28 protein-coding genes are annotated in these 24,221 nt (G+C 66.8%); 15 read left to right on the top strand and 13 right to left on the bottom strand.

The features are described from left to right. From M1248_RS15820 to M1248_RS15805, 4 genes are read left to right on the top strand one after another with little or no spacing between them, the layout of a single operon-like run. On the top strand, positions 1–1,530 hold the full coding sequence (locus M1248_RS15820; RefSeq protein ID WP_317148994.1) for a PPE domain-containing protein: 1,530 nt from the start codon (positions 1–3) through the stop codon (positions 1,528–1,530). Then, complete coding sequence (locus M1248_RS15815; RefSeq protein WP_317148993.1) at positions 1,527–1,862, top strand: YbaB/EbfC family nucleoid-associated protein; 336 nt, start codon at positions 1,527–1,529, stop codon at positions 1,860–1,862. The genes M1248_RS15820 and M1248_RS15815 overlap by 4 nt, the downstream gene beginning before the upstream one ends. 19 nt (positions 1,863–1,881) lie before the next feature. Then, entirely contained in the window at positions 1,882–2,682 is an 801-nt protein-coding gene (locus M1248_RS15810; RefSeq protein ID WP_163733282.1) for a HugZ family protein, read from the top strand. 14 nt (positions 2,683–2,696) lie between these two features. Beyond that, positions 2,697–3,275, top strand: coding sequence for an orotate phosphoribosyltransferase (locus M1248_RS15805; protein ID WP_163733279.1), 579 nt, complete (start codon positions 2,697–2,699; stop codon positions 3,273–3,275). Between the two features lie 3 nt (positions 3,276–3,278). On the opposite strand, the gene M1248_RS15800 is transcribed toward M1248_RS15805, so the two are convergent. The 4 genes from M1248_RS15800 to M1248_RS15785 form a co-directional block, all read right to left on the bottom strand. After that, positions 3,279–4,337, bottom strand: coding sequence for an ABC transporter ATP-binding protein (locus M1248_RS15800; protein ID WP_317148992.1), 1,059 nt, complete (start codon positions 4,335–4,337; stop codon positions 3,279–3,281). Then, positions 4,334–5,107 carry an ABC transporter permease gene (locus M1248_RS15795; protein WP_317148991.1) on the bottom strand — a complete coding sequence of 258 codons (774 nt, stop codon included), beginning with the start codon at positions 5,105–5,107 and terminating at the stop codon, positions 4,334–4,336. Before M1248_RS15795 ends, M1248_RS15800 begins: the two co-directional genes overlap by 4 nt. Continuing rightward, complete coding sequence (locus M1248_RS15790) at positions 5,104–5,895, bottom strand: ABC transporter permease (RefSeq protein ID WP_317149100.1); 792 nt, start codon at positions 5,893–5,895, stop codon at positions 5,104–5,106. The genes M1248_RS15795 and M1248_RS15790 overlap by 4 nt, the downstream gene beginning before the upstream one ends. Before the next feature lie 73 nt (positions 5,896–5,968). Further along, positions 5,969–7,099: an ABC transporter substrate-binding protein gene (locus M1248_RS15785; protein WP_317148990.1), complete on the bottom strand. Its 1,131-nt coding sequence runs from the start codon at positions 7,097–7,099 to the stop codon at positions 5,969–5,971. Positions 7,100–7,280: 181 nt separating this feature from the next. Between M1248_RS15785 and M1248_RS15780 the strand changes: the two genes are divergently transcribed. Then, positions 7,281–7,853 (top strand): hypothetical protein, encoded by a 573-nt coding sequence (locus M1248_RS15780; protein ID WP_163733266.1) that lies wholly within the window; start codon positions 7,281–7,283, stop codon positions 7,851–7,853. A 217-nt stretch (positions 7,854–8,070) separates the two neighbouring features. Here the strand turns inward: M1248_RS15780 and M1248_RS15775 are convergent, their stop codons facing one another. After that, positions 8,071–8,673 carry a TetR/AcrR family transcriptional regulator gene (locus M1248_RS15775; protein WP_317148989.1) on the bottom strand — a complete coding sequence of 201 codons (603 nt, stop codon included), beginning with the start codon at positions 8,671–8,673 and terminating at the stop codon, positions 8,071–8,073. Positions 8,674–8,702: 29 nt separating this feature from the next. After that, on the bottom strand, positions 8,703–9,314 hold the full coding sequence (locus tag M1248_RS15770) for an FMN-dependent NADH-azoreductase (protein WP_232076271.1): 612 nt from the start codon (positions 9,312–9,314) through the stop codon (positions 8,703–8,705). A gap of 68 nt (positions 9,315–9,382) precedes the next feature. Here M1248_RS15770 and M1248_RS15765 point away from each other — a divergent pair, with 68 nt between their 5' ends. The 3 genes from M1248_RS15765 to M1248_RS15755 all read left to right on the top strand — a co-directional run bounded on the left by M1248_RS15765 (position 9,383) and on the right by M1248_RS15755 (position 12,623). Then, on the top strand, positions 9,383–9,841 hold the full coding sequence (locus tag M1248_RS15765) for a MarR family winged helix-turn-helix transcriptional regulator (RefSeq protein WP_197905548.1): 459 nt from the start codon (positions 9,383–9,385) through the stop codon (positions 9,839–9,841). A gap of 10 nt (positions 9,842–9,851) precedes the next feature. Continuing rightward, the gene (locus M1248_RS15760) at positions 9,852–10,271 is read left to right on the top strand and encodes a TIGR03668 family PPOX class F420-dependent oxidoreductase (RefSeq protein ID WP_317148988.1); all 420 of its coding nucleotides are present in this window, start codon (positions 9,852–9,854) and stop codon (positions 10,269–10,271) included. A gap of 132 nt (positions 10,272–10,403) precedes the next feature. Further along, positions 10,404–12,623: an elongation factor G-like protein EF-G2 gene (locus M1248_RS15755; protein WP_317148987.1), complete on the top strand. Its 2,220-nt coding sequence runs from the start codon at positions 10,404–10,406 to the stop codon at positions 12,621–12,623. Position 12,624: 1 nt separating this feature from the next. On the opposite strand, the gene M1248_RS15750 is transcribed toward M1248_RS15755, so the two are convergent. After that, entirely contained in the window at positions 12,625–13,236 is a 612-nt protein-coding gene (locus tag M1248_RS15750) for a YdcF family protein (RefSeq protein ID WP_163733254.1), read from the bottom strand. A 109-nt stretch (positions 13,237–13,345) separates the two neighbouring features. Between M1248_RS15750 and M1248_RS15745 the strand changes: the two genes are divergently transcribed. Continuing rightward, complete coding sequence (locus M1248_RS15745) at positions 13,346–13,927, top strand: sigma-70 family RNA polymerase sigma factor (RefSeq protein WP_163733251.1); 582 nt, start codon at positions 13,346–13,348, stop codon at positions 13,925–13,927. Between the two features lie 46 nt (positions 13,928–13,973). After that, positions 13,974–14,192 (top strand): hypothetical protein, encoded by a 219-nt coding sequence (locus M1248_RS15740; protein WP_317148986.1) that lies wholly within the window; start codon positions 13,974–13,976, stop codon positions 14,190–14,192. Here the strand turns inward: M1248_RS15740 and M1248_RS15735 are convergent. The 5 genes from M1248_RS15735 to M1248_RS15715 form a co-directional block, all read right to left on the bottom strand. Then, complete coding sequence (locus tag M1248_RS15735; RefSeq protein ID WP_163733245.1) at positions 14,189–14,917, bottom strand: hypothetical protein; 729 nt, start codon at positions 14,915–14,917, stop codon at positions 14,189–14,191. The two genes, M1248_RS15740 and M1248_RS15735, sit on opposite strands and share 4 nt — an antisense overlap. Continuing rightward, the gene (locus M1248_RS15730; protein ID WP_163733242.1) at positions 14,914–16,110 is read right to left on the bottom strand and encodes a zinc ribbon domain-containing protein; all 1,197 of its coding nucleotides are present in this window, start codon (positions 16,108–16,110) and stop codon (positions 14,914–14,916) included. The genes M1248_RS15735 and M1248_RS15730 overlap by 4 nt, the downstream gene beginning before the upstream one ends. Then, positions 16,107–17,705: a S53 family peptidase gene (locus M1248_RS15725; RefSeq protein WP_317148985.1), complete on the bottom strand. Its 1,599-nt coding sequence runs from the start codon at positions 17,703–17,705 to the stop codon at positions 16,107–16,109. Before M1248_RS15725 ends, M1248_RS15730 begins: the two co-directional genes overlap by 4 nt. 39 nt (positions 17,706–17,744) lie before the next feature. Then, entirely contained in the window at positions 17,745–18,023 is a 279-nt protein-coding gene (locus M1248_RS15720; protein ID WP_163688939.1) for a hypothetical protein, read from the bottom strand. Between the two features lie 116 nt (positions 18,024–18,139). Next, on the bottom strand, positions 18,140–18,493 hold the full coding sequence (locus tag M1248_RS15715; protein WP_163733237.1) for an STAS domain-containing protein: 354 nt from the start codon (positions 18,491–18,493) through the stop codon (positions 18,140–18,142). Between the two features lie 150 nt (positions 18,494–18,643). Between M1248_RS15715 and M1248_RS15710 the strand changes: the two genes are divergently transcribed. Genes M1248_RS15710 through M1248_RS15690 form a run of 5 tightly spaced genes read left to right on the top strand, consistent with a single transcriptional unit; the run spans position 18,644 to position 23,222 of the window. Continuing rightward, positions 18,644–19,522: an STAS domain-containing protein gene (locus M1248_RS15710; RefSeq protein ID WP_163733234.1), complete on the top strand. Its 879-nt coding sequence runs from the start codon at positions 18,644–18,646 to the stop codon at positions 19,520–19,522. A 24-nt stretch (positions 19,523–19,546) separates the two neighbouring features. Then, positions 19,547–19,963 carry an STAS domain-containing protein gene (locus M1248_RS15705; protein ID WP_163733231.1) on the top strand — a complete coding sequence of 139 codons (417 nt, stop codon included), beginning with the start codon at positions 19,547–19,549 and terminating at the stop codon, positions 19,961–19,963. Further along, complete coding sequence (locus M1248_RS15700; protein ID WP_163733228.1) at positions 19,953–20,363, top strand: anti-sigma regulatory factor; 411 nt, start codon at positions 19,953–19,955, stop codon at positions 20,361–20,363. Before M1248_RS15705 ends, M1248_RS15700 begins: the two co-directional genes overlap by 11 nt. Then, positions 20,356–20,979: a SpoIIE family protein phosphatase gene (locus tag M1248_RS15695; RefSeq protein WP_317148984.1), complete on the top strand. Its 624-nt coding sequence runs from the start codon at positions 20,356–20,358 to the stop codon at positions 20,977–20,979. Before M1248_RS15700 ends, M1248_RS15695 begins: the two co-directional genes overlap by 8 nt. Continuing rightward, positions 20,976–23,222, top strand: coding sequence for a SpoIIE family protein phosphatase (locus tag M1248_RS15690; RefSeq protein ID WP_317148983.1), 2,247 nt, complete (start codon positions 20,976–20,978; stop codon positions 23,220–23,222). The genes M1248_RS15695 and M1248_RS15690 overlap by 4 nt, the downstream gene beginning before the upstream one ends. Here the strand turns inward: M1248_RS15690 and M1248_RS15685 are convergent. Next, positions 23,200–24,093 carry a DMT family transporter gene (locus tag M1248_RS15685; RefSeq protein ID WP_174262136.1) on the bottom strand — a complete coding sequence of 298 codons (894 nt, stop codon included), beginning with the start codon at positions 24,091–24,093 and terminating at the stop codon, positions 23,200–23,202. The genes M1248_RS15690 and M1248_RS15685 overlap by 23 nt on opposite strands. Positions 24,094–24,221 lie beyond the last annotated feature (128 nt).

Raw genomic sequence — 24,221 nt, 5'->3', positions numbered from 1 at the left:
ATGTCGGTCCAGCGGGTCAACCCCGGTTCGCTCACCAGCCAGGCCGCGGAGATGAAGGGCCAGAACTGGCACAACCCCGCCGAGGATCCCGTAGCGCCGCCGGACGCGGTGCCCTCCACGGCCGACGCGATCGCCAACCTCAACCAGAACGCGCAGTCGCTCAAGGAGTTCGAGGAGTGGGCGAAGGTCGAGAATCAACGGATCGCCGAGATGCTCGAGATCGCCGCGCAGGCCTACCAGAAGGTCGACGACGAGTACGGCATCGCGCTCGACGATCCCGAACGGGCCGCGGCCATCAGCGCCATCACCATTCCTTCTCCGCCGACACCAGCGCCCGAAATTCCCGCTCCCGCAGGTACTCCGAGGCTCCTCGACGCCAGTGGATACCGCAACGTCATACAGACGCAAATCGAACTGAGCGCACCGGACACCGGCGCTTCGCTGAAGAGCGCGATGCTGTACTGGTCGGCGGCGTCCAACCGGGTCAAAGGCAACAAGCCGAAACCCCCGCCCGGCGACTGGGAGGGCGACGCCGCCGACGCGGCCTACGCGCGAATGATTGCGTTCGGTAACTGGCTGACGCAACTGTCGGAGGCGTGGCAGGACCTGGCCGAGGCCGCATCGAAAATCTTCAACGCACATGACAAGGCGAAGACCGCGCACGTTCCCATTTACGACGAATACGTCGCGCTGGAAGCGCGCATAAAAGAGCTCGCAGGCGCGCCCGGGCCGCACGCCGGCATTCAAAGACAGATCGATCTGGCCCGCCGGCGGTTGGAAGAGCTGCAGGCGCAGTCCGACGAGGTACGCCAGCAGTACGCCAGCGAGGCGACGTTCACACCGGTGCGGCCGGCGGACCCGCCGTTCAAACCGGCCGACCGCCTCGCCCCCGCGGGCGGCGGTGGCGGCGACGGTGCTGGTGGTGGCGGCGATCAGCCCGCCGGCGATCCCGCGGCAATGGCCCAGAAGATGGGCGAGTCGATGGGCACGTCACCGCAGCAAGCAGGTGCGAGGCAGGGTGGCGGCTCCGGAGGAGGATCGCCATCCGGCGGTGAATCACCCTCGGACGGAGCCCCTTCCGGAAGCAGCCCAAGCGGATCGGAAGGCTCAGGACTCCAGACGGGCACGCCGAGGGCACCCACCGACCCGAGCCTGCGCCCTGCGGCAGGTGGTGGATCGGGCGGCGGCTCAGGTGGTGGAGCCGGCGGCGGCGGATCGGCACCACTCTCACCCGCCGTCTCGGCCGAGACCGTCGCACCCGCCCCACCCATGCCGGTCGCGACGGCGCCGGCGGCAGCCGCGGCCGCCGGCGGTGGCATGGCCGGCGGCATGGGCGGCATGGCACCCATGCACGGGCATGGCGCACAGCAGGGCAAGGAGAAGCGTCGCGATCCGCGCACGGCACCCGACGAGGATCTGTACGTTGAGGACCGCCCGTGGACCGAAGGTGTCGTCGGTAACCGCCGCCGCCGCGAAGTGCAGGACGGCAGGCCGCGCGAACACGACGACGAGCAGGACGACGACGAGTGACCGACGACATGCACCCCGACGTGGCCGTTGTGCTGCAGCAGGCGCAACGGCTGCAGTCGCTGATGGACGAGCAGCTGCACAAGATGAAGAACGAGACGTTCACCGCCACCGACGACGCCGAAACCGTCGAGGTGACGCTCAACGGCCACCACCACCTCACCGGGACCTTCATCGCGGACGGTCTGCTGCGGTTGGGTGCACCGACAGTCGAGCAGCGGCTCAACGAGGCTCTTGGAAAGGCCACCGACGCCGCGTCCAGGTCGATCGAGCTGGACAGGGACCGTATCGACGCCGTCGTCGCCGATATCACCGCGGGTCTGCAGAAGGACTGAGCCCTAGTATCGTTCGTTCGTGGCGAACCGCGATCACGGCGACCCGGGCGATGCCCCCTCGGTCCCTCCCCCGCTCACCGAAGTGGCGAATTCCACCCGCCCGTCCGCGGCCGAGGAAGCCCGCACGATCGCGGCGTCGACCAATACGGGCACGCTTGCCACGCTGACCGCCGCCGGCGATCCGTGGGCGTCGTTCGTGACGTACGGATTGCTCGGCGGCGCACCGGTCTTGTGCGTTTCGAACCTTGCCGAGCACGGTCGCAATCTCGCGGGCGACCCGAGGGCCAGCATCGCGATCGTCGCGCCGAGCTCGGAGTCCGATCCACTGGCCAGCGGCCGCGTGACCCTGGCCGGCGTGGTCGAAGCCCCGACGGACGACGAGTTGGCCGGGGCCCGCGACGCACATCTGGCTGCGGTCGCGGCCGCCAAGTACTACATCGACTACAGCGACTTCACGCTCTGGGTGCTGCGCGTGCAGCGGGTGCGCTGGGTCGGCGGCTACGGGCGAATGGAGTCGACCACCGGCGAGGACTACTCCGCGGCCTCGCCGGATCCGGTGCAGCCGCACGCGGCGGGGGCGATCGCTCATCTGAACGCCGATCACGCCGACTCGCTGGCCGCGATGGCCAAGGCGCTCGGCGGATATCCGGACACCATCGCGGCGACCTGCACCGGTGCCGACCGCTACGGCCTCGATCTGCGGCTGACGACCGAACGCGGCATCGCCTACACGCGGATCGGCTATGCCAAGCCGATCGACTCGCACGATCAATTGCGTTCGGCGACCGTCGAGCTGACACATCGCGCCCGGGGGCACTGAAATACGATCGCCGTATGGCAGATGCGAGCGCACGCCCCGAGACCTGGCCAGCAGCGTTCGAGCTGATCCGAACCCGCGGTTACGAGCACCGCGAGGAACCCTTCAAGCTGGCCAGCGGCCAGCTCAGCCATGACTACATCGACGGCAAGTACGCCATCGACAACGGGGAACGCCTGACGATCGTCAGCCGCGCCATCGCCGACCTGGCCGCGCTGAACGGGATCGAGTTCGACGCGGTCGGCGGGCTCACCATGGGCGCCGACTCGATCGCCATCGGTGTCGCGATGGTCACCGGTAAGGCCTGGTTCTCCGTACGCAAGGAACAGAAGTCGCGCGGTCGCGAGCAGTGGATCGAGGGGACCAGGCTTCAGCCCGGAACCCGGGTGCTGCTCGTGGACGACGTGATCAGCACCGGCGGTTCCACCGAGATCGCACTCGAGCGCGTCGTCGCCGTCGGCGCCGTCGTCGCCGGCGTGATCCCGATGGTGGATCGCGGCGACGTCGCGGCCAAGCGCTTCGCGAAACGCGACGTACCGTTCGCCGCGCTGGTCACCTACCGCGACCTCGGAATCGAACCCGTCAAGGACGTCTGACCCTCACGCGGCGACCACCAGCACACCGCCCGGCTCGACCCCGACCGTGACCGAATCGCCAGGGGTCAGCGCCCTGGCCGCCGCGCCCGATATCTGGGCGTTGATCACCGAACCGTCCGGCATCGCGACGTAGACGCGCGAGATCGGCCCCAGGAACGCGATCGAGCTGACCTTGGGCGTTGCAGCGCCACTGGCCGGCCCGGCGGTGACGGTGACGGCCTCCGGGCGCACCATCGCCAGTCCGGGGCCCGACGTGATCGAACCGGGCAGCGTCGGCACCGCGGTGCCGAGCAGCTGTGCGCGGCCACCCGAAACCTGCACAGGCACTTTGTTGTTCAACCCCACGAACTCCGCGACGAACGGTGTCGCCGGGGTGGCGTACAGGTCGGCGGGCGCGGCCAGCTGTTCGAGCCTGCCCTGATTCATGACACCCACGCGGTCGGCGACGGCGAGCGCCTCCTCCTGATCGTGGGTGACGAACAGCGTCGTGATGCCGACCTCGAGTTGCACCCGCCGTATCTCGTCGCGCAACTGCGCGCGCACCTTGGCGTCCAGCGCCGAGAGCGGCTCGTCGAGCAGCAGCACCCGCGGCTGGATCGCCAGCGCGCGCGCCAACGCGACCCGTTGCTGCTGGCCGCCCGACAACTCGTGCGCGTACTTTGCCTTGTGCGCACCCAAGCCGACCAGGTCGAGCATATCGGCGGCCCGAGATATCCTCTCGCGCTTGTCTTTACCGCGCATCTTCAACCCGAATGCGACGTTGTCGAGCACGGTCAGATGCGGGAAGAGGCTGTACGCCTGGAACACCATGCCCATGTCGCGCTTGTTGGCAGGGACGCGGCTGACATCGCGACCGCCGACGGACACCGTGCCCGACGTGGCGTCGTCGAGGCCCGCGAGGATCCGCAGCGCGGTGGTCTTACCGCAGCCCGACGGACCAAGCAGCGCAACGAGTTCGGACGGTTCGATGTGCAGGCTCAGCCCGTCGAGGGCCTTCACGTCGCCGTACACGCGTGTCAGGCCGGTCAGATCGACGGCCGTACCTTGCGTTTTCGCATTCATGCGGTCACTCCTTGGACTCGTCTGCGCCCGCGTGTCACCAGCGACAGGACAAGGAGCAGCACGAAGCCGAACAACAACACCGCCAGCGAGGCGGCCACCGACGTCGGACCGTCGGTCTTACCGATCGCGACGATCTGCACCTGCAGCGTCTCGAATCCGGACAGCGACGCGATCGTGTATTCGCCGAGCACCACCGCGATCGAGATGAAGGCGGCGGAAAGGACCCCGGACCAGATGTTGGGCACCACGATTCGCAGGATCGTCGTCCCCCATCCCGCGCCCAGCGACCGCGCCGCTTCGGTGAGCGTCTGCAGGTCGATCGACGACAGCGCCGCGTCGAGCGCGCGGTAGGCGAAGGGCAGCACCAGCACCACGTAGACGAACGTCAGCGTCAGTGGGGATTCACCCAAGAAGTACGCCACCCACAGGTACACATTGCGTAGCCCGACCACGATCACCAACGCCGGGATCGTCAGCGGCAGCAGGCACAAGAACTCCACAACGCCCTTGGCCCACGGCGAGCGCAGTCGCACCCAGATCATCGTCGGGACCAGGATCACCAGCGTCGCAATGACTGTGAACACGGCAAGCAGCAGTGAGACCACGATCGCCCGATACAGCGCGTCGTCGGTGACGAGGTTCGTCCATGCCTGCCATGTGCGCCCGTCGTCGACGAGTCGGCGGGTGGAGAAATCCGCCATGGCGTAGAGGGGGAACAGGAAGAACAGGCCGAACGACACCCAGAGCGCGGCGCGGGCTGGACGTTTCATCGCAGCCACCGCGCCGTACGCCGCACCAGGACGTTGTAGGCCGTCATCACCACCGCGACGACGACGATCATCTCGAGCGCGAGCGCGTAGGCGAACCCAGACTGACCGAGCACCACCTCACTGGTCAAGGCGGACCGAATCAGCAGGGGCACGATCGGGCTGCCCTGGCTCACCAACGCGGCGGCGGTCGCGTAGGCGGCAAAGGCGTTGGCGAACAACAACAATGCCGATCCGAGGAAGGCCGGCGTCAACAGGGGTACGGCCACCTCACGGAAGTACTGCCACTTCGACGCGCCGAGACTGACGGCGGCTTCGCGCCATTGCTCGCGCAGGCCTTCGAGCGCGGGCAGGAAGACGATCATCATCAGGGGGATCTGGAAGTACGTGTACACGAGTGTCAGTCCCGCCAGGCCGTAGAGCCATCCCGAGCCGGACAGGTTCCAGCCGAAGACCTCCTGCACCCACACGGTCAGCACTCCGTTGATGCCGATCGTCGCCAGGAACGCGAAAGCCAGTGCCACACCACCGAACTGAGCCAACACGCTGCACAGCGAGATCACCGCCCTGCGCACCATCGACGTGGGCGGGCTGCTCACGATCAGCCACGCCAGCACCGCTCCGAGCACCGCGCCGATGATCGCCGTGCTGGCCGACAACAGCACGCTCGCCCACAGCGCCCCGAGCGCTGTCGACGAGAAGAGCGCGCCGATGCGGCTGAGGGAGAACGCGCCGTCCACGACGAACGCGTTGACGATCACCGTCACCGTCGGGATCACCAGGAACACCATGACGACCGCGAAGAACGGCAGCAGCGGCAGGGCCTCTGTGAGTCGGTTGCGCAGTTGAGTTCCGCCCGGCACGTCAGCCGATCGCTTCAGCCCAGTTATCGGCGAGATACGCAGTGGCCTTGTCGGTCTGCTCGGGGCTCGGCACGGTGACCGGGCCGTCGATCACCGGGATGGAAGCTGCGACCGCCTGATCCAGGGAGCCGTCCGCCATCATGTTGTCCGCACGCACCGGACGCACACCACCTGCCGCGTAAAGGTTCTGGCCTTCGTCGCTGAACAGGAACTCCTGCCACAGCCGCGCAGCCGCGGGATGCGGGGCGTCCTTGTTGATCGCCTGGTAGTAGTAGCCCGCGACCGCGTGGTCCGGCGGAACCAGCACCTGCCACGACGGGAGCTTCTTCGTCTCGACGGAGTTGAGATAGTTCCAGTCGATGACCACCGGGGTCTGGCCGGACTCGATGGTCGCCGGGGTCGGGTCGACCGGCAGGAAGTTGCCCGCCTCGTTGAGCTTGCGGAAGAACTCCACACCCGGTGCGATGTCGTCGGCCGAACCGCCCTGCGACAGCGCGACCATCAGCACACCGGAGAACGCGGCACCGGCCTGCGTCGGATCGCCGTTGAGTGCGACCTTGCCGTTGTATTCGGGCTTGAGCAGATCGTTGACCGAGGTGACCGGCGGCACTGTGGCAGAGTCGAAACCGATCGACATGTAGCCGCCGTAGTCGTTGACCCAGGCCCCGTCGCGCTCCTTATAGGCCATCGGGATGTCGTCCCATACCGCCACCTTGTAGGGCGCGAACATCGCGGTATTGGCCAGCGCCACCGACTGGCCGAGGTCGAACACGTCGGGCGCGGTGCTGCGGCCCCGCTGCTGGTTCGCGGCGTTGATCTCCTCCTGGCTCGACGCGTCGGGCTGTAAGGAGTTCACCTTGATCCCGTACTTGTCCTCGAATGCCTTGATGATGGCAGCGTAGTTGGCCCAAGTCGGCGGCAGCGCAATCACATTCAGCTCACCCTCCTTCTGGGCAGCCTCGACCAGACCGTCCATGCCGCCGAAATCCTCGGCCGACGTGGCCTCCCGCGCATTGACCCCGGATTCTGTCTGCTCTTCCGCGTTGTTCTTCTCCGGAGGTGCGCAGCCGATCAGACCGGTGAGCAGCAGGACCGATGCGGCCGCGGCCGCCGTGAGGCGTGAGAATTTCATTGCCGAACCCTCCGATGGCCGGGAAGCGGCGCAGTGGCGCGGACATGACGGCTGTGCGACGCGGCGTGAAACGATTGCATATGCGGCGCTCGACCCTACCGTGATCACGCCAGACCGTGTGCGTGTTCACACGACTTCGGTTGCCGCGCATATGCGCAGGTAACAGCGATAGCATCAGTGTGTGGCTGAACGCGAAGCCTCGGGGGATTTCGATTACCTGATCGGCGACCTGCCCGAAGCGCCCTCGGATGTCGAGATCTCGGACGGCGACGAGACGCTGCTGGAGTCGGCTCCGGCCGACGACTACGAGCCGGCGCTGCACGACCGTGCCCCGGGGACGTTCGACGCCTTCGACGCGGACACCTGGTACTTCGAACCCGCGCCGGAGCCCTGGTACCGCCGCAGGCAGACATTGGCCGTGTGGATCGCCGTCGGAGCTGCCGCGGCGGCGCTCGTGGTCTCGGCAGTTCTGTTGATCGTTCGGAGTCCCGGCCCGGAGGTGGACACCACGACGCCGACCGAGGCGCCGTCGACCACGACGGCGGTGTCGACCGAACGTACGACCAGTAGCGTGGTGCCGCCGCCGCCAGCGCCTGAGACGTCGGCCGGGCCCATCGACCCCCGCCCGGCGCAGACGGTGCGGCCACAGAACCCGCGGCCGCGCAGCACCCGGCCGCCCGAGATCGGGGTGACGCGCACACCGGTGACGCGGTCACCCATCAGCGTCGCGCCCCAGCCGCGCGGACCACGCTGACACCGCAACCTGTCAGCGCTGATGCCCGCGGTGGTGGAACACGATGCCCGGAACTCCATACCCGAAGAACGGGTATTGGAGCTGGCCGGCCTGTACCGCGGCGGTGCCTGGCTCCGCGGTCACTTGCGCGTTTCCCGGCGTTTCAACGACCGTCGCACCGCCGGTGTTCGTTCGCTCGGATCAGTCCGGGAATCAGTCGTGCTCTACGTCACAGCCGTCAGACGGCGAATCCGCACATCGCCCCTTCGACCATGGCGTCGGCGGATGCGTCGTCCAGCGGTGTGTGCGCGAGCAGCAGGCGGTAGAGCATGGGCCCGATCAGCTGGTCGATCGCCGCGTCCGGGTCCATGTCCGGCCGCAGTTCGCCGCGCGCCACTCCGCGCGCCCAGATCGTTCTCATCAGCGCCCGCCGCGGCGCGACCAGGTGGGTGTGTAGTTCCGCGTTCACCAGCGGGTCGAACTGCGCCTCGCCGATCAGCTGCGCGAATACTCTCCCGCTACCGCCGCCGTAGAAGTGGCCCAGCCCGCGGACCACGCGTCGGAAATCCTCGCGGGCGGACCCCGTGTCCGGATCGGGCGCCTCGGCCATCATCTCCGTCAGGAACGCCTCGACGGCCACCGCGTGCTTGTTGGACCACCACTTGTAGATGGTCGCCTTGCTGACCCCGCTACGGTTGGAGATCTCCTCGGTGGTCATCGCCCGAAGTCCGACTTCTTGCAGCAACTCCGAGGTGGCCCGCAGCACCGCGACCCGCGACTGCTCGCTGCGCGGGCGGCCTGGGCTGCGCGGCGCGGCGTCCTCTGCGGTGCCGGAACTCACGCCCATAACTATCGACCACCAGCTGGGCCTCAGGCGGCGTTCTCACCGACTTCCCACAGTGCGTCGATCGCCTCGAACGCCTGGTTCAGGCTCGCGGCCGCAAGCGGTTTGAGCTCAGCCATCGCTGGATTGACATCCGCCATCGTGAGTTCGGCGACGATGAGGCGAGGCGACAGGCCCGTCATCGACACCGCATGGGGCAACCAAGATTCAGCGTGATCCCAACCCTCTCGAGGTGTGCCCGGACCGTAGCCGCCGCCCCGACTTTCGAGCACGACGAACTCGGTATCGCCGAGCAGACCCGCCCCCGTTTCGGCGTCTATCGACAGCCCGGGCGCGACGATGTGATCCACCCACGCCTTGACCGTGCTCGGCGGGCCGAAGTTGTACAGCGGGAGTCCGAGCACAACCGTGTCGGCACGCTTGATCTCGCCGATCAGTTCGGCGGTCAGCGCCGGTGACGTCACGTCCCCGAGGTGCGGAATCGGATTACTCGCCAGATCGCGATACACGACAGAGCCCTCCGGGTGGGTGTCGCGCCACCGCTGGACGGCACGGGCGGTGAGACGACGGCTGACGGACTGGTCGCCCTGGACCGAGGAGTCGATGTGTAGCAACTGGTTCATCAGTTCCTTCCTCATTGATAGTTAGTGTACTACAAGCTATCTATACCAAATAGATCATCGGCGTATTCCCGTAGGCTGATGACGTGCCAGAACTGTCCGCGCCGCTGCTGGTGCACCTGGCGCGGCGGATGCAGACCGAGGCCGAAGTGGAGTTGATCGCCTTCGGTCTCCGCGCGCGGCACGTCGTCGCCCTGACCCTGCTGCGCGACCTCGGCGAACAGAATCAGTCCGACCTGACCGCCATGCTCGGAATCGACGCGACGAACGTGGTGGGCCTGCTGAACGAACTCGAGTCCGACGGCCTCATCGAGCGCAGGCGCTCGGCCGAAGACCGCCGGCGGCACACCGTGATGCTGACCGCGGCGGGCACACGCACGCTCACCGAGATCGAGAAGGTGCTCTGGGTCGTCGAACAACGTGTGCTCGCCCCGCTGAGCGATTCGGAGCAGCACGATCTGTATGCGCTCCTCGCACGGGCGACCGCGAGCAGCTGCGCCGAGGTCCTTCCGACCACGCAGGCGTGCATCGAGGGTTCGGAATAGTCTGAATCCCATGGCCGAAATCGACGCTGCGGCCCTGTTCGCGCAATCGCCCGTCGCGATGCTCGCCACCGTCGGGCCGGACGGCGCGCCACACGTTGTGCCCGTGGTGTTCGCGGTCAACACCGAGCGCGAACAACCAGTCATCTACACCGCTGTCGACGCCAAACGTAAGTCCACCAAACGGTTGCAGCGGCTGACCAACATCGAGGCCAACCCCCGGGTGAGCGTGCTCGTCGACAACTACGACGAAGACTGGACCCAGCTGTGGTGGGTGCGGGCCGACGGCGTCGCCGAGGTCCACCACAGCGGTGACGAGATGGCCAGCGGCTATGCGCTGCTGCGGCGCAAATACGTTCAGTACCAAAGGCTTGCGCTCGACGGTCCCGTCGTCACGATCGCCGTCGCGCGGTGGTCAGCGTGGCAGGCGTGAATGCCGCTGCGCAACGGTGAACACGGCTACGGCCTCGTCACCAAGTCGCTGCACACCCCACGAGTTGTGTCATTCCCTTGTGCTCGGTGACGGTTCGGAGAATTCTGGTTTAACGAACCTGGAGGGAACGTCATGGCCGACAAGACGACAACTTCCCAAGCCGGAGCTGCTCCCACCGCGGACAGTCCGGCCGCCATCCGCAACGTGGTGCTGGTGGGCCCATCGGGTGGCGGCAAGACAACACTCGTCGAGGCGTTACTGGTCGCCGCCGGAGTGCTCAACAGACCGGGATCGGTCGTCGACGGGACCACCGTCTGCGATTGCGACGAGGCCGAGATCTCGCAGCAGCGCTCGGTCGGTCTCGCCCTGGCGTCACTGGAGCACGACGGCGTCAAGGTCAACCTGATCGACACACCCGGCTACGCCGACTTCGTCGGCGAACTGCGCGCCGGGCTGCGAGCCGCGGACTGCGCGCTGTTCGTCATCGCGTCCAACGAGGAGATCGACGAGCCGACCAAGTCGCTGTGGCTGGAGTGCAGCCAGGTCGGGATGCCGCGGGCCGTTCTCATCACGAAACTCGACCACGCCCGGGCCAACTACGAGAACACGCTGACGGCGGCGCAGCAGGCCTTCGGCGACAAGGTGTTGCCGCTGTACCTGCCCGCCGATTCCGGTTCAATTGCCGGCACCGCCGGCGGGCCCTGCACCGGCCTCATCGGGTTGCTCTCCCAGACCCACTTCGAATACGCCGACGGCAAGCGCACCACGTCCCATGAACCCGACGCCTCCTACGGCGACGCGATCGAGGAGATGCGCGGCAACCTGATCGAGGGAATCATCGAGGAGTCCGAAGACGAGACCCTGATGGAGCGCTACCTCGGCGGCGAGGAGATCGACCAGTCGGTGCTGATCGAAGACCTCGAGAAGGCTGTCGCGCGCGGGTCGTTCTTTCCGGTCGTCCCCGTGTGCAGCACCACCGGCGTGGGCACCCTCGAACTGCTGGAGGTCATCACCAGCGGGTTCCCGTCCCCGCCCGAACACCAGCTCCCCGAGGTGTTCACCCCGCAGGGCAAGTCCCGCAACAGCTTGCCGTGTGATCCGGCCGGCCCCCTGCTCGCCGAGGTCGTCAAGACCACGTCGGATCCGTATCTGGGCCGCGTCAGCCTGGTGCGGGTGTTCTCCGGGACCATCTCGCCCGACGCGACCGTGCATGTGTCCGGCCACTTCTCGTCGTTCTACGGCGGCAACGGCTCCTCCCCCACCCAAGCCGACCAGCGCTGGACGGCCGGCCACGCCGATCATGACGAGGACGAACGCATCGGCACGCTGTCATTCCCACTCGGCAAGCAACAGCGGCCCGCACCGCAGGTGGTAGCCGGTGACATCTGCGCCATCGGACGGCTGTCGCGCGCCGAGACGGGCGACACGCTGTCCGCGAAGGCGGAACCGATGGTGCTCAAACCATGGACCATGCCGGAACCGTTGTTGCCCATGGCCATTCAACCACACGCCAAGACCGACGAGGACAAGCTTGCGGTCGGGTTGCAGCGCCTTGCGGCCGAGGATCCGACCCTGCGCATCGAACAGAACCCCGAGACACATCAGATCGTGCTGTGGACCATGGGCGAGGCGCATTCCGGCGTGGTGCTCGACGCGCTGGCACGCCGCTACGGTGTCGCCGTCGACACCGTCGAGTTACGGGTGCCGCTTCGAGAAACGCTGGGCGGCAAGGCCAAAGGACATGGACGGCACGTCAAGCAGTCCGGCGGCCATGGCCAGTTCGCGGTATGCGACATCGAGGTCGAGCCGCTGCCGGAAGGGTCTGGTTTCGAGTTCGTCGACAAGGTCGTCGGCGGTTCCGTTCCACGCCAGTTCATTCCGAGCGTGGAAAAGGGTGTGCGCGCTCAGATGGAGAAGGGACTTCTCAACGGGGCGGGCTCGGGCTATCCGGTCGTCGACATCAGGGTGACGCTGTTCGACGGCAAGGCGCACAGCGTCGACTCCTCCGATTTCGCGTTCCAGATGGCAGGTGGGCTGGCGCTGCGTGAGGCGGCCTCGGCGACCAAAGTTAACCTGCTCGAGCCGGTCGACGAGGTCTCGGTCGTGGTGCCCGACGATTTCGTCGGCGCCGTGATGAGCGACCTGGCGGGCCGGCGCGGGCGCGTGGTCGGCACGGACAAAGTCGGCGAGGACCGCACCGTCGTGAAGGCCGAGATACCCGAGGTCGAGTTGACCCGATACGCGATCGACCTCCGATCGCTCGCGCACGGCGCCGGATCCTTCACGCGATCCTTCGCTCGCTATGAGCCCATGCCGGAGCAGGCGGCGGCCAAGGTGCGGGCGTCGGTATAGCTCACTGGCGCGTCGCGTAGTAATGCACGCTGAAGTACATCTCGCGCAACAGCATCGGCAGCTGCGTGCCGAGGGTTTGGAAGCGACTGGTTGGCGTGGGCGACGGGTGCGCATCAAGTCGCAGGTCGTCGGCCATCCGCATCGCGCGGCGCATATGCAACGGATCGCTGACGATCAGCACGCGATTGATGTCATGTTCGGTGAGCAGCGGCCGGGCGAAGACCAGATTCTGCTTGGTGGTTCGGGACTGTGTCTCGATGAGGATGCGATCGGCCGGAATCCCGGCCCCGATCAGCCATTCGCGGCCGGCCTCGGATTCGGCGAGCGTGTCGCCCCGCCCGACACCACCCGTCACGACGATCCACTTGACCTGTCCTGATTCGAAGAGCTCGGCCGCGTGCCGCAGACGTTCGGAAAACACCGGCGACGGTGCATCGTCGTCGACCGCCGCACCGAGGACGATTGCCGCATCGGCCTGCGATGTGTCGGAGCGCCCGCCGAACGCGACGATGTCGGCCGCAAGGCTGATGGCACCCGCCAGAGCCAGCGCCACGACAATCGCGACGGTCCGTCCGGCGCCGCGGGAGAACCGCGTGCCATGGCTGCCCGTCACTTTGGTGATCCTATGGGGGCTAACCGGTAGTCAGGCAGTCGGTTTTTCCCACCTCTGATGGGTGCCAGCCGTGCAGACACTGCGTCGTTGACACGGAAAAGTCCCCTACGTGCCTGAAAACGATGCGCTGCTGACCGCCCGCTTCGAGCGGGACGCACTGCCACTGATTCACGATTTCTACCGCCACGCGCTGAAGTTGACGCGCGATCCCGCCGATGCGGAGGACCTGCTCCAGGAGACGGCTGCCAAAGCGTTCGCCGGGTTCCACGGCTTCCGCGACGGCACGAATCTCGGCGGCTGGCTGTACCGGATCTTGGTCAATAGCCATATCAGTTCGTACCGGAAGCAACAGCGACGCCCAGCCCAGTGGCTGACCGACGAGTTCACCGACGGACAGCTGGTGGCCCAGGCCCGCCACTCCTCGGGCGGCCTGAAGTCCGCCGAGGACGAGGTGCTCGACCTCATCGGCGACGACGACATCCAGACCGCGATGCGTCAGCTGCCCGAGAAGCTGCGCACCGCGCTGTACTACGCCGACGTCGTCGGTCTGCGCATCAACGAGATCGCCGAGATCACCGACGCACCGGCCGGGACCGTGATGACACGGGTGCACCGTGCGCGGCATCGGCTGCGCGGCCTGCTGTCCGACGTCGCCGAGGCCAGGGGCTACAGCCTGGACCAGGCGGCGTAGTGCTGCCAGAGGATTGACGGGTCGACCGCTTGAAAGGAGGTGACTAATGAGCGCAACACGTTTCGACCGCCCGCTCGCCGGACGCTCCGTGCACCCGCGTTCGGTCGTGAACGCCACGACCGCCGGGCAGCTGTTCGCGCACCTGGCCACCACGCTGGTCCTCGCAACGGTCGCACTGCTGGCGGCGTGGCAGTTCATGTTCTCCGGCGCCACACCGCACCACGGGACAGTGGCGTCCCATCGGACGACGGCGTCCACCCACTAGCGCGGCGGGTCGCCCTGCCAGCTGAAGCTGTTGACGTATTTGCCCATATCCAAGGCAATTTGGGTGTTGGCGCCGGAGGGCTTGCCGAACCCGAAGTCGGGTCCGAATTCGTGGTAGGGCCCCACCGCCGAGGCCACGAGAGCGAGGTCGTTCTTGATGGCGACCATGATCAGCACCCGCATCCGCTGGTAATTGCTATTGGCGCCCTGCGGCCACCAGTCGACGATCTCGCCGAACCCGCGCTGGTAGCCGACCATCGCGTTGGGAATCTCATACGCGGTCCGGGTGTCGGGAAACCTCTTGCCCACCAGTTCTTTGGCGATCTGTTCAGCTGACCGGCCGGCGACGGGCACACTGAAGAACTGCATGCTGCCGCCATCACCGCCGAGGAACTCGGCGATAACCTTGTTCGGCTCGGTGGTGATGCGGTAAGCCGAACTGGGCGCGGGATGCGACACCGAGAACGTGCCGTCGGCGGCAGTGAAACGAGGGTTGATCGTGACCGGCGTACCCGTCGGCGGCCTGCCGCACTCCGGCGGGCACATGTAGCGCACGGGGGGCTTGCTGATCATCGCCGACAGCCCGACCAGCGCCCCCGCCACGACGGCGATGGTGGCGAACCATATGAGCACCAAGCGTGTGCGCGACGTGCGATGCGGCTGGGGTGCCTCGTAGGTGCCGGCCGGAACCGCATATCCGGGAAAGAAATTCGTCGCCGTGGTCACGGTGTGTCGGGACCTTCACGCACCGGACGGGCGTCGCGCCGGTCTTCGCGTGACGCCCGTGACGATGCCCGCGTCGCCACCCCGCACGCGGGGCAGAAAGCCATGTCCGGCACCACATGTCCGCAGTGCGTACACAGCAGCGGCTCATCGGACTGGATCTCGTCGTGCACCTCGTGCAGCAGCGCCAGATGCAAACCGATACGCAACACCAGCATGGCGACCAGCGCCAGTGCCAGATAGAGCACCAGCATCAACAACTGCGGGACGCGGGCGACGTCGATCAGGCCCAGCCCGAGATAGACGGCGAGGATCGCCGCCGCGAGGCCGACGAGAACCAGCCGCACCATGCCGGGGTGCTGATCCTTCTTACTTGCCGGGCGGGTGAACCACAGTGCCGCACCGATCAATCCACCAGCGGCCGCGGTGATCAACGGTATCGAGATGCCCCTGATGCCCGCCTCGACGAGCAGGCTCTCCAGCGGGCGCTTGCTGATGGCCCCTGTCCCGAACAGCGGAGCCGACCGCGTCATCGCCGCCGCGGCCATGAAGGCGAAAGCGCCCAGCATTCCGATCCTGAAGCCGTCCAACGCTTCTCGTGAGGACGGTCGGAACACCCTCACGATGACGGCAGGCAACAGCATCAGGATCACCCCGCCCAGCGGGATGCCGATACCTACGCGGAGCATTGGCATGCCCGTGATGGCGGAGCCCAGACCGACCTCGTACGAGCGGGCGACCATCGCGCCCGTCAGCAGGACCCATCCCACCCCGAATCCCACGCCGAGCACCGCGGTGAGCACCAGAGTGCTGACCGGGAAGTCGCGGAAGGCATCCGACTCGCGGAGATAGATGAGGTACAGCACGGGCAGGCCCAGCGTGCCGACGGTGATCAGCGCGGCGGGCAGACGCAGCAGCGTGAATGCGACAAGGCACACCAGCAGCACGACCAGACCCAGCCGGAACGCCGTTCGGGACCGCTGCGCCACCTGGGGGAACAGTGAACTGGCCAACGACAGCTGCAGCAGGTGCTCGTTCGGCGCCGCCCCGAAGTTCTTGACGCGCAACCAGTCCGGGCCCTCGCCGGGCCGCGGTTCCAGGTGGCATCCGCATAGTCCGCAGTACTCGCCCTCCGGTACGTCGGTCTTGCAGATGCGGCATTCCGTAGTCGGGACGGAATCGTCGGGAGTCGTCATTCGGCCGCCTCTTGGAGGATCAGCAGATTGCGTACGAGGTTGTCGACATCGGGGGTACCGAGCCCGGTGATGAGGTCGTAACCCGGTCCGGCCTCGGCGACGGCGTTGGCGCCGAGTGTCACGTCACGGAACGCGGGCAGCGGTGCACCCTCGGCGATCCGGTAGAGCAGCGGATTGAACGCACCGATCAGCTGCCCGCCGTTGGCGAGCAGGTACTGGTTCATCACCGCGGCAAGCCCCGCCCAGATCGGCGCGGACTGCGATGTCCCGCCACCCACCAGTTCGGTTCCCTTGAAGATGATGCGCACGCCGGTGAAGGGGTCGGCGACGGCCGCGACGTCGGGCGTCAGCCTGCGGTCGGGATCGCGGTCGGGCATCACGGCCCGTTGCCATTCCGGGCGCTCGAACAGGTTGGACACCCCGCCTCCGCTGCCGACCGATAGCGGGACGTCGTACCAGGCCTGCTCGGCGAGCCACCTGCCGTCGGCGTCGGTGGACAGCGTCGTGCCGCCGACATCGGTCATCTCCGGCAGTGACGCCAGTGAGTCCAGCCCGATATCAGCCTCGCCGGGCGGAGACGACCAGTCGTCGCCGCCCTTGCACTCCAGCCCGGCGAGATCGCCGCTCGCGTTGAACGCCGTCGTGCCGTTCGCCTGTGCCGCCGCGAGCGCTTCCCGCGCCGGTGCGAGATCGGCGGCAGTGATGAGTTTGTCGCAACCCCATCCGATCGAAAAGCTCCAGATCGCACCGGGATACCGGCGATCGGCTTCGGCGAACAACTCGCCGATCTTCTCGAACGTGCCGTCGCCGGAGATCGTCGACTGGGCGCTGAACACGACCTTGCGCGCATCCGGCGCGACCGCGTGGGCCACTTCGAGATCCATCGTCGTCTCGCCGCGCGGGTCGTCGAGTTCGCCACCGACGACTTCCGGGGTGAACTGGGGCAGCCCGTACGTGGTGGCGAACGCGTCCAGATCGGACTGGTCGAAACCGTCGAAGGCGAAGAACACGATCGTGGCACCCTTGCCCGTATAGCCGTCGGCGGCCAGCCGCGACGCGTTGTAGGTGTTCAACAGTGCGCTGGGCTTCAGTCCCTTGTCCGGCACGTCGAGCGGAAACATCCGCGTCTGCGACGTGTGGTGCGGCAGGTAGCCCAGGATCCGTCCCAGCTCGGCGACCTCGGAGGTCAGCGCATCGGGAATCGCGGGCTGTTGCGGCGATGCGTAGAACACCTGACCGCGCTTACCGCGGTAGTCGTGGACCTCGACGTCGAACGCGTCGGCCACCTTCTCCGCCGCCCCTTCGAGCACCGCCCAGGCCTGGCCCGGCTTCCACCTGACGTCCAGGCCCTGGCTGTGCGCCCAATCGAAAACGCCGTCGGGGCGCGTCGGATCATGCAGCGCGAGCGTCAACTGGGCGTTGTCGTTGTGCGACGGCCCCAGATCGGTGGAGCTGGCCAGCAGGTACGAGTACGGCCCTGCGATGGCATCGCCGCCCTCTGTGCCGGGGCGCGACGACGTCAGTCGCAGATCGGAAACGAGCACCATCACGCTGGCGGCAACCAACGCCAGCACGCCGATATGCCGCGCCTTCACTCCAACCAGCGTACTTACGAGAAGTCCGCCCAGCCGGTGCTAGCCGGTTCGGGGGTGGGTTGCCGACGGGGCCGGCGGTGCGATCACCGACGGGGAGAACGGGTTGGGGCCACCGGGCTCCAGGCGCGGCGCCTTCTCCGTCGGCTCGACCGGCGCGGCCGACGTCGTGGTCGTCGTGGTCGTCTCCGAGGTGGTGGTCTCGGTGGTCTCGCTCGGTGCCTCTTCTTCGCTGGAGCACGATGCGGTGAGCACAACCATCGCGGTGACTGCAGCGCCGCCGGCGATGGCCGCCACGCGGCGACCCAAAACTGACCTCATGTCACAGTCCTTACTGTCCCGACCAATGCCAGCTGCTACCAAGATCAAACCGGCATTCGGAACTTTAGCCGAACGCCGAGCAGGCCGCCCGACGAATTCTCCGTTGGCGATCGCGATTAGCCAGCAACCGAAGCCTTCGCTTCGGCGACCGACGATGAGAGCGACAGAACCTGGTCCAAACCGGTTAGCTGGATGGGCCGACTCGTGGCGGGCCCATCGGCGACAACCGCGAATCCTGCCGACCCTCCGATCTTCTCGTGAGTGGCCACCAACGCCTGCAGCCCCGCCGACGCGAGGAAGTCCACCGCAGAGAGGTCGACGATTAACGCCTTGGGCCGCTGAGCGAGCGCGTCCGCGATGGCCGCCTCGAACGCCGGGATGGTGGCCAGATCTATTTCGCCGCTGACCGCAAGCACAGCGACGTCGTCGTCGTAGCTGACCGAGGTGGTGATCAGATCCTTGGCGGGCACAGCTTTCCTTTAGTCAGCGCCGCAACTGGTCACGGCAGTGGGCCGAGCTTAACCTCTTGTCGCCGAACGATAGATCGTTGCTTCCACACCGCAGCCCCAGACCCGCAAGCTAGGGTCGAAACAGCAGCGGAAAGCCGGGAGGTTTCTTCGATGTCCGATCCGACAGATGTGGCCACCGCGAGCGTCTCGACCGAAGGCCTGTTACCGCAACTGGTGGAGCACCTCAGACAGAACCGCACCGCGCTGCGCGAGGAGTGGGCACGCAGGATCACCGAAGCGGAGCTGCTGACCGCGATGTCGCCCGAGGAGATCTTCTCGGAGGCGACCACGGTGTACGACAGCTACGTCGAAGTGCTCGAGACGGGCAGTGTGGAAGCGCTGCAGGACTACGCACGCGATCTGTCCGAGCGCATCATCCCGCGCGGTGTGGAGACCAACGAGGTCGTCGGCATCGTGCTGCTGCTGCGCGACGTGCTGGCCCGCTCGCTGTTCGAGAAGTACCAAACCGACTTCGAACTGCTCAACCGCGTGCTCGACGCGTACGAGCCCGCCGCGAACCGCATCGCCAACACCGTGGCCGTCGGATTCGTGCAGGAACGCGAGCGCATCATTCGCCAGCAGCAGGAAGCGATCCGCGAGCTGTCGACACCGGTGCTGCAGGTGCGCGAGCAGCTGCTGATTCTGCCGATCATCGGTGTGCTCGACAGCCAGCGCGCCCGCCAGGTGACCGAACAGCTGCTGCGGGCGATCCGCGCCAACCGCGCCAAGGTCGTTGTCATCGACATCACCGGCGTGCCCACCATCGACTCCACGGTGGCCAACCACCTCGTGCAGACCGTCGACGCGTCGGGCCTGATGGGCGCCAGCGTGATCATCACCGGTCTGTCGTCGGAGATCGCGCTGACCCTCGTGACGATCGGTCTCGACCTGTCGAAGATGAACGCCGTCGGCGACCTGCAGGGTGGTATCGAGGAGGCCGAACGGCTGCTCGGCTACGAGGTGACCCGCACCGGCGAGCAACCCGGGTAACGCGAGGCACGGCGCAGGTTCTTCATGGCAGTCCCCATCCTCAAGCAGGGCACGATCCTGATCGCCTCGGTGCAGGCCGCGCTCTCGGACTCCGACACCGAACAGCTTCGCCATGACCTGATGGAGCGGGTCAGCCGATACCGTGCGCACGGCATCATCGTCGACGTGACCGCGATCGATGTCATGGATTCGTTTGCAGCCCGGTCACTTCGAACGATCGCGCATATGACCCGGCTGCGCGGTGCGGACACGGTGATCGTGGGCCTGCAGCCCGAGGTGGCGTTCGCCATGGTCCAGTTGGGACTCACGTTCGACGACATGCACACCGCGCTGGATCTGGAAGAGGGCCTTGCTCTCCTCAATCGGAATCTGCCGAATCGGAAGCTCGAGGATCGGAAACCGGCGATCGGACGCGACCCCGGAAATGTCCATGCCGACTGACTTCGTGGTCGACATCAACGACTCCGACGACATCGTCACCGCGCGGCAAGCGGGGCACGAACTCGCGAGGCAGCTCGGATTCTCGCTGACCGACGTCACGATGATTGCGACGGCGATCTCCGAAATTGCGCGCAACATAACGAGTTACGCCGGTCGAGGCGAGGTCCGCGTCGGAGTTCAGCTCCGCGACGGCAGGCAGGCGTTGGTGGTGAGAGCCGAGGACGACGGTCCCGGCATAGCCGACGTCGAACGCGCACTTGACGACGGATACTCCACCGGACGCGGACTCGGGCTCGGACTGCCCGGTGCGCGCAGGCTGATGGATCGACTGCAGATCGAGTCGGAGTTGGGCCGCGGCACCGTCATCGAGATGTGGAAGTGGATACCCGACAATGTTTAGGCATGGCAAGTTCGGGCCCATCGAATGGGCCGCGGTTCGCCGCCCCCGACCCGGGGAGGTGGTGTGCGGCGATCATCCGGTGGCATTCGACATCGGCGACGGTGCCGCACTGTTCGGGGTGATCGACGGTCTGGGCCACGGCGAGGCGGCGGCTGCGGCCGCGCAGTTGGCCGCCGAGGTCGTGGACCAGGGCCGCGCCGACCCGCTGGATGTGTTGATGCAGCGCTGCCATCTCGCTCTGATCGACACCCGCGGTGTAGCAATGACATTGGCCAGCATCGACTTCGATGCCAACGAGCTGAGTTGGATCGGTATCGGTAACGTCGCGGCCGATCTCGTTGCCAAGCACCCGAGCGGAATCGCGGTTCGTTCCTCTGCGCTACTGATGGGGGGCATCGTCGGATACCGGATACCGCAGACCCTCACCACCGCTCAGGTGCCGATCTCCCCCGGCGACCTGCTGGTCATGTCGAGCGACGGCATCGCCGAACAACACCTCGACGACATCGACTTCGCCGCCCACGCAACGACAATCGCCGAACAACTCGTGGGCCGCTACGGTAGGGAGACCGACGACGCGCTGGTGCTGGCGGCCCGTCATCGAGGTACCTCATGAGCGACGATCCGGCTGCCGAGGACTTCTATGCGCAGTACGCCGCGGCGCTGACCGAGTACGTCCGGTCGGGGTCCGAGGCCAGTCTGGCGGTTGGACACGAACTCGGTAGGCGCGCGTTGAGCGACCGGATGAGCATGCTCGAAATCATCGAGAACCACGCTCGATTCGTCGTGGAGATCAAGCAGGACATGTCGATCGATCCCGACGCCCCGCTGCAGTTCCTGTTGCAGGCACTGGCGGCACATGATGTGGCTACCCGTGGATTCCTGGACGGCACAAGGCGTTACGAACAGCAGCGTGCCCGGGCGGAGGATCTGGCCGACCGCGACGAGTTCCGCGATGCAGTGGTGAATTCGCTGCAGGAAGGTTTCTTCGTCGCCGATCACACCGGGGCCATCGTCGAGATCAACGATGCGTTCGTCGGCATCACCGGTTACGGTCAGGACGACCTGCCGTACCACCACCCCTACCCGTGGGTGACCGACGAGACCGCGACGAATCAGCGGCTGTCCTTACTCAGAGAACAAGGTTCCTTCGCCACCGATACCGCGATCCGTCATCGCGACGGAACCGTTCGATGGGTGGCGATCAGCATCAACGCGGTCAGGGAGCAACGCCACGATCATCACGCCTACGTCGGCACCATCCGTGACATCACCGCGACCCGCGCCGTGGCGGAGCAAGAACGAGCGGTGGCACGGTTGGCCACCGCGGTCAGCGTGGCCCGAGACGTGGACGAGGTGTTGTCGGCCGCGCTGACCCAGTCCCGCTCTCGGCTCGACACGCAACGCCTGATCGCCGTCGTGTGGCCACAGGGCGACGGCGATCCGGTCGTCCACACCGCAGGCGAGCCCGCTGTTTCGAATTGGCGTGATCTCGACGAGGATTGGCGGCGCACCCTCGACGATGCCCGCGACTGGTTGCCTTTGACGGTCACGCCGGTCGGAGCCGCGCCCAGCGCGGGGACGACGCGCGGGTTCGTGGCGGTGACCTCGGGCGCGCGCGACGTCGTCGTATGCCTCGAGCACCGCGTTCCGCGCCGGGTCAGCGATGAGGACCGTCAGCTCGTCATGGCGTTGTTCGGCCACATCAGTCTGGCCATGCAGCATGTGCGACAGTTCGAGATCGCGCGTGAAACCTCGCTGACCCTCCAGCGTTCGCTGCTGCCCGCAACCACGCTGCCCGTCGGCTGCGCCGTGCGGTACGAGCCCGCGGTTCCTCCGTTGGAGATCGGCGGCGACTTCTACGACGTGCTTCCGGTCGGCGAAAACCGTATCGGCATCATCGTCGGCGACTGTGTGGGCCGCGGTCTGGCCGCCGCGGCGGTCATGGGCCAGTTGCGCGCGTCGACGCGCGCCCTGCTGCTCACCGGCGCTGAACCCGCCAGGGTGCTCGAACAGCTCGACTCGGTGGCCGAGTTGATCCCAGATGCGTTCTGCGCCACGGTGTTCGTCGCTGTCGCCGACCTGGACTCCCATACGTTGCGCTATAGCAGTGCCGGCCACGTACCGCCGGTGTTCGACAGCGGTGCGGAGCGCCCGGAACTGCTCACCGATGGTCACTCGGTGCCGCTCGCGGTGCATCGGGACGAGTCCCGCCCGCAGGCCTCGCGCTCGTTGGCGGCCGGTTCGACCCTGCTGCTGTACACCGACGGCCTTGTCGAGCGGCGTGACGAAGCGATCGACGACCAGATCGACCGCGCCGCCGAGGTGGTGTCCGAGACCGCTGACCTGCCGGTCGAAGCGGTGGCCGACGAGATACTGCGCCGGCTCGCTCCGGAACGGGGCTACGACGACGACGTCGCGATCGTCGTGTACCGATGCCCGCCGTCGGCCTTACTGATCGACGACGACGCGGCGCCGAGGCAGTTGAGCGACGTCCGGCACCGGTTGGCGGAATGGTTGCGCACCAACCATGTCGAGTCACCGCTCGCGGACGACATCATCCTGGTGGTCAACGAAGCCTGCACCAACTGCGTCGAGCATGCGTATCGGGGACAGGATCCGGGGCGCATGCGCGTGGAGGCCGAGGTGCGCGACGGCCAGGTCCGCGTCAGCGTCGTCGATTCGGGTTCGTGGAAGACGCCGCCCGACGACCCCGGGACCCGCGGCAGGGGCTTACTGCTCATCAGCTCCGTCAGCGATCACGTCGATGTCGTCGGAACGGACGACGGGACGTCGGTGCAGATGTCGTTCCGGCTGCCTACAACCGAGGGGATGCTCAGTGCTCCCGCTTCGCGATAGCGGCCTCGAGTTCTTCTTCCAGCGCACCCTCTTCGCGTCCGAGTGCCACGGTCGCGGCCAGCATCGCGAGTAGCGCGACGGTGATCGCGACGGCTTTGACGCCGTTGACGTCCATGTGCTCGCCGAGCACCACGGCGCCCAGCACCACGGCGACGAGCGGTTCGAGCACCAGCATCGTCGGCACCGACATCTGCAAAGAACCCGCGTGAAATGCCGACTGCTGCAACAACACCGCGATGACGCCGACCACCACGAGCAGATAGACCCCCGGCGAGGTGAAGACGGTCCGCGCCCCGTCCTCGGTCAGCATGTACATCACGAGCTTGGTGAGCATCGCGACGACGCCGAAGAGCACACCCACCGCCACCGCGAGCAGGACCGCCCGTCGCCACCCGGGATTGCGGATCGCGACGAACACACAAAGCGACACCGCCACGACGCACACCACGGCGACGATCAACGTGAGCGGTACCGAGGCCTCGTAGTCACCGGCACTGGTCTTGGCCAACAACACGAACACTGCCAGGGAGGCGGTGAGCAGCAGCGCCCACAGCCACTCACCGCGCGTGACCCGGCGATTGGCCAGCCGCGCGCTCAGCGGGAGCGCGAACAACAGCGCCGAGACGAGGATCGGCTGGACCAGCAGAAGTGACCCGAAGGCCAGCGCGACAGCCTGGAACGCGAAGCCGGCGACCGCCGCGGCGGTCCCGGCCCACCACAGCGGACGGCGGATCAGCGTCAGGACCATGGTGGGGCTGACGCCCTTGTCCTCTGGGACATCCATTGTGGCTCGCTGCCGGACCACGATGCCGACGGCGAGGAACAGCGCTGCGAGGAAGGCGAACAGCACCGCCAGCCCATGGCCTACCAAAGGGGATCAGCTCCTCTAAAACGTTACGGACCACTGCCGGCACATCCGACAAGGACAACATATGGGGCGTTGTACCCATTTGCCGACCGCGCCGCCCTGTACTTCATCGAGGTTTGGCCTCCGGTCGA

The sequence above is a fragment of the Mycobacterium sp. 29Ha genome, from assembly GCF_032883055.1.
Classification (GTDB): Bacteria; Actinomycetota; Actinomycetes; order Mycobacteriales; family Mycobacteriaceae; genus Mycobacterium; species Mycobacterium gallinarum.
This window is presented reverse-complemented; position numbering and strand designations above follow the sequence as displayed.

Coding starts and splice junctions, on each gene's coding strand:
- M1248_RS15770 (WP_232076271.1), bottom strand. CDS start 9,314: ATGAGGAAGGAACTGATGAACCAGTTGCTACACATCGACTCCTCGGTC.
- M1248_RS15800 (WP_317148992.1), bottom strand. CDS start 4,337: ATGAATGCGAAAACGCAAGGTACGGCCGTCGATCTGACCGGCCTGACA.
- M1248_RS15730 (WP_163733242.1), bottom strand. CDS start 16,110: ATGACGACTCCCGACGATTCCGTCCCGACTACGGAATGCCGCATCTGC.
- M1248_RS15695 (WP_317148984.1), top strand. CDS start 20,356: ATGTTTAGGCATGGCAAGTTCGGGCCCATCGAATGGGCCGCGGTTCGC.
- M1248_RS15795 (WP_317148991.1), bottom strand. CDS start 5,107: ATGAAACGTCCAGCCCGCGCCGCGCTCTGGGTGTCGTTCGGCCTGTTC.
- M1248_RS15820 (WP_317148994.1), top strand. CDS start 1: ATGTCGGTCCAGCGGGTCAACCCCGGTTCGCTCACCAGCCAGGCCGCG.
- M1248_RS15755 (WP_317148987.1), top strand. CDS start 10,404: ATGGCCGACAAGACGACAACTTCCCAAGCCGGAGCTGCTCCCACCGCG.
- M1248_RS15720 (WP_163688939.1), bottom strand. CDS start 18,023: ATGAGGTCAGTTTTGGGTCGCCGCGTGGCGGCCATCGCCGGCGGCGCT.
- M1248_RS15790 (WP_317149100.1), bottom strand. CDS start 5,895: ATGGTGTTCCTGGTGATCCCGACGGTGACGGTGATCGTCAACGCGTTC.
- M1248_RS15785 (WP_317148990.1), bottom strand. CDS start 7,099: ATGAAATTCTCACGCCTCACGGCGGCCGCGGCCGCATCGGTCCTGCTG.
- M1248_RS15710 (WP_163733234.1), top strand. CDS start 18,644: ATGTCCGATCCGACAGATGTGGCCACCGCGAGCGTCTCGACCGAAGGC.
- M1248_RS15690 (WP_317148983.1), top strand. CDS start 20,976: ATGAGCGACGATCCGGCTGCCGAGGACTTCTATGCGCAGTACGCCGCG.
- M1248_RS15740 (WP_317148986.1), top strand. CDS start 13,974: ATGAGCGCAACACGTTTCGACCGCCCGCTCGCCGGACGCTCCGTGCAC.
- M1248_RS15760 (WP_317148988.1), top strand. CDS start 9,852: ATGGCCGAAATCGACGCTGCGGCCCTGTTCGCGCAATCGCCCGTCGCG.
- M1248_RS15805 (WP_163733279.1), top strand. CDS start 2,697: ATGGCAGATGCGAGCGCACGCCCCGAGACCTGGCCAGCAGCGTTCGAG.
- M1248_RS15700 (WP_163733228.1), top strand. CDS start 19,953: ATGCCGACTGACTTCGTGGTCGACATCAACGACTCCGACGACATCGTC.
- M1248_RS15705 (WP_163733231.1), top strand. CDS start 19,547: ATGGCAGTCCCCATCCTCAAGCAGGGCACGATCCTGATCGCCTCGGTG.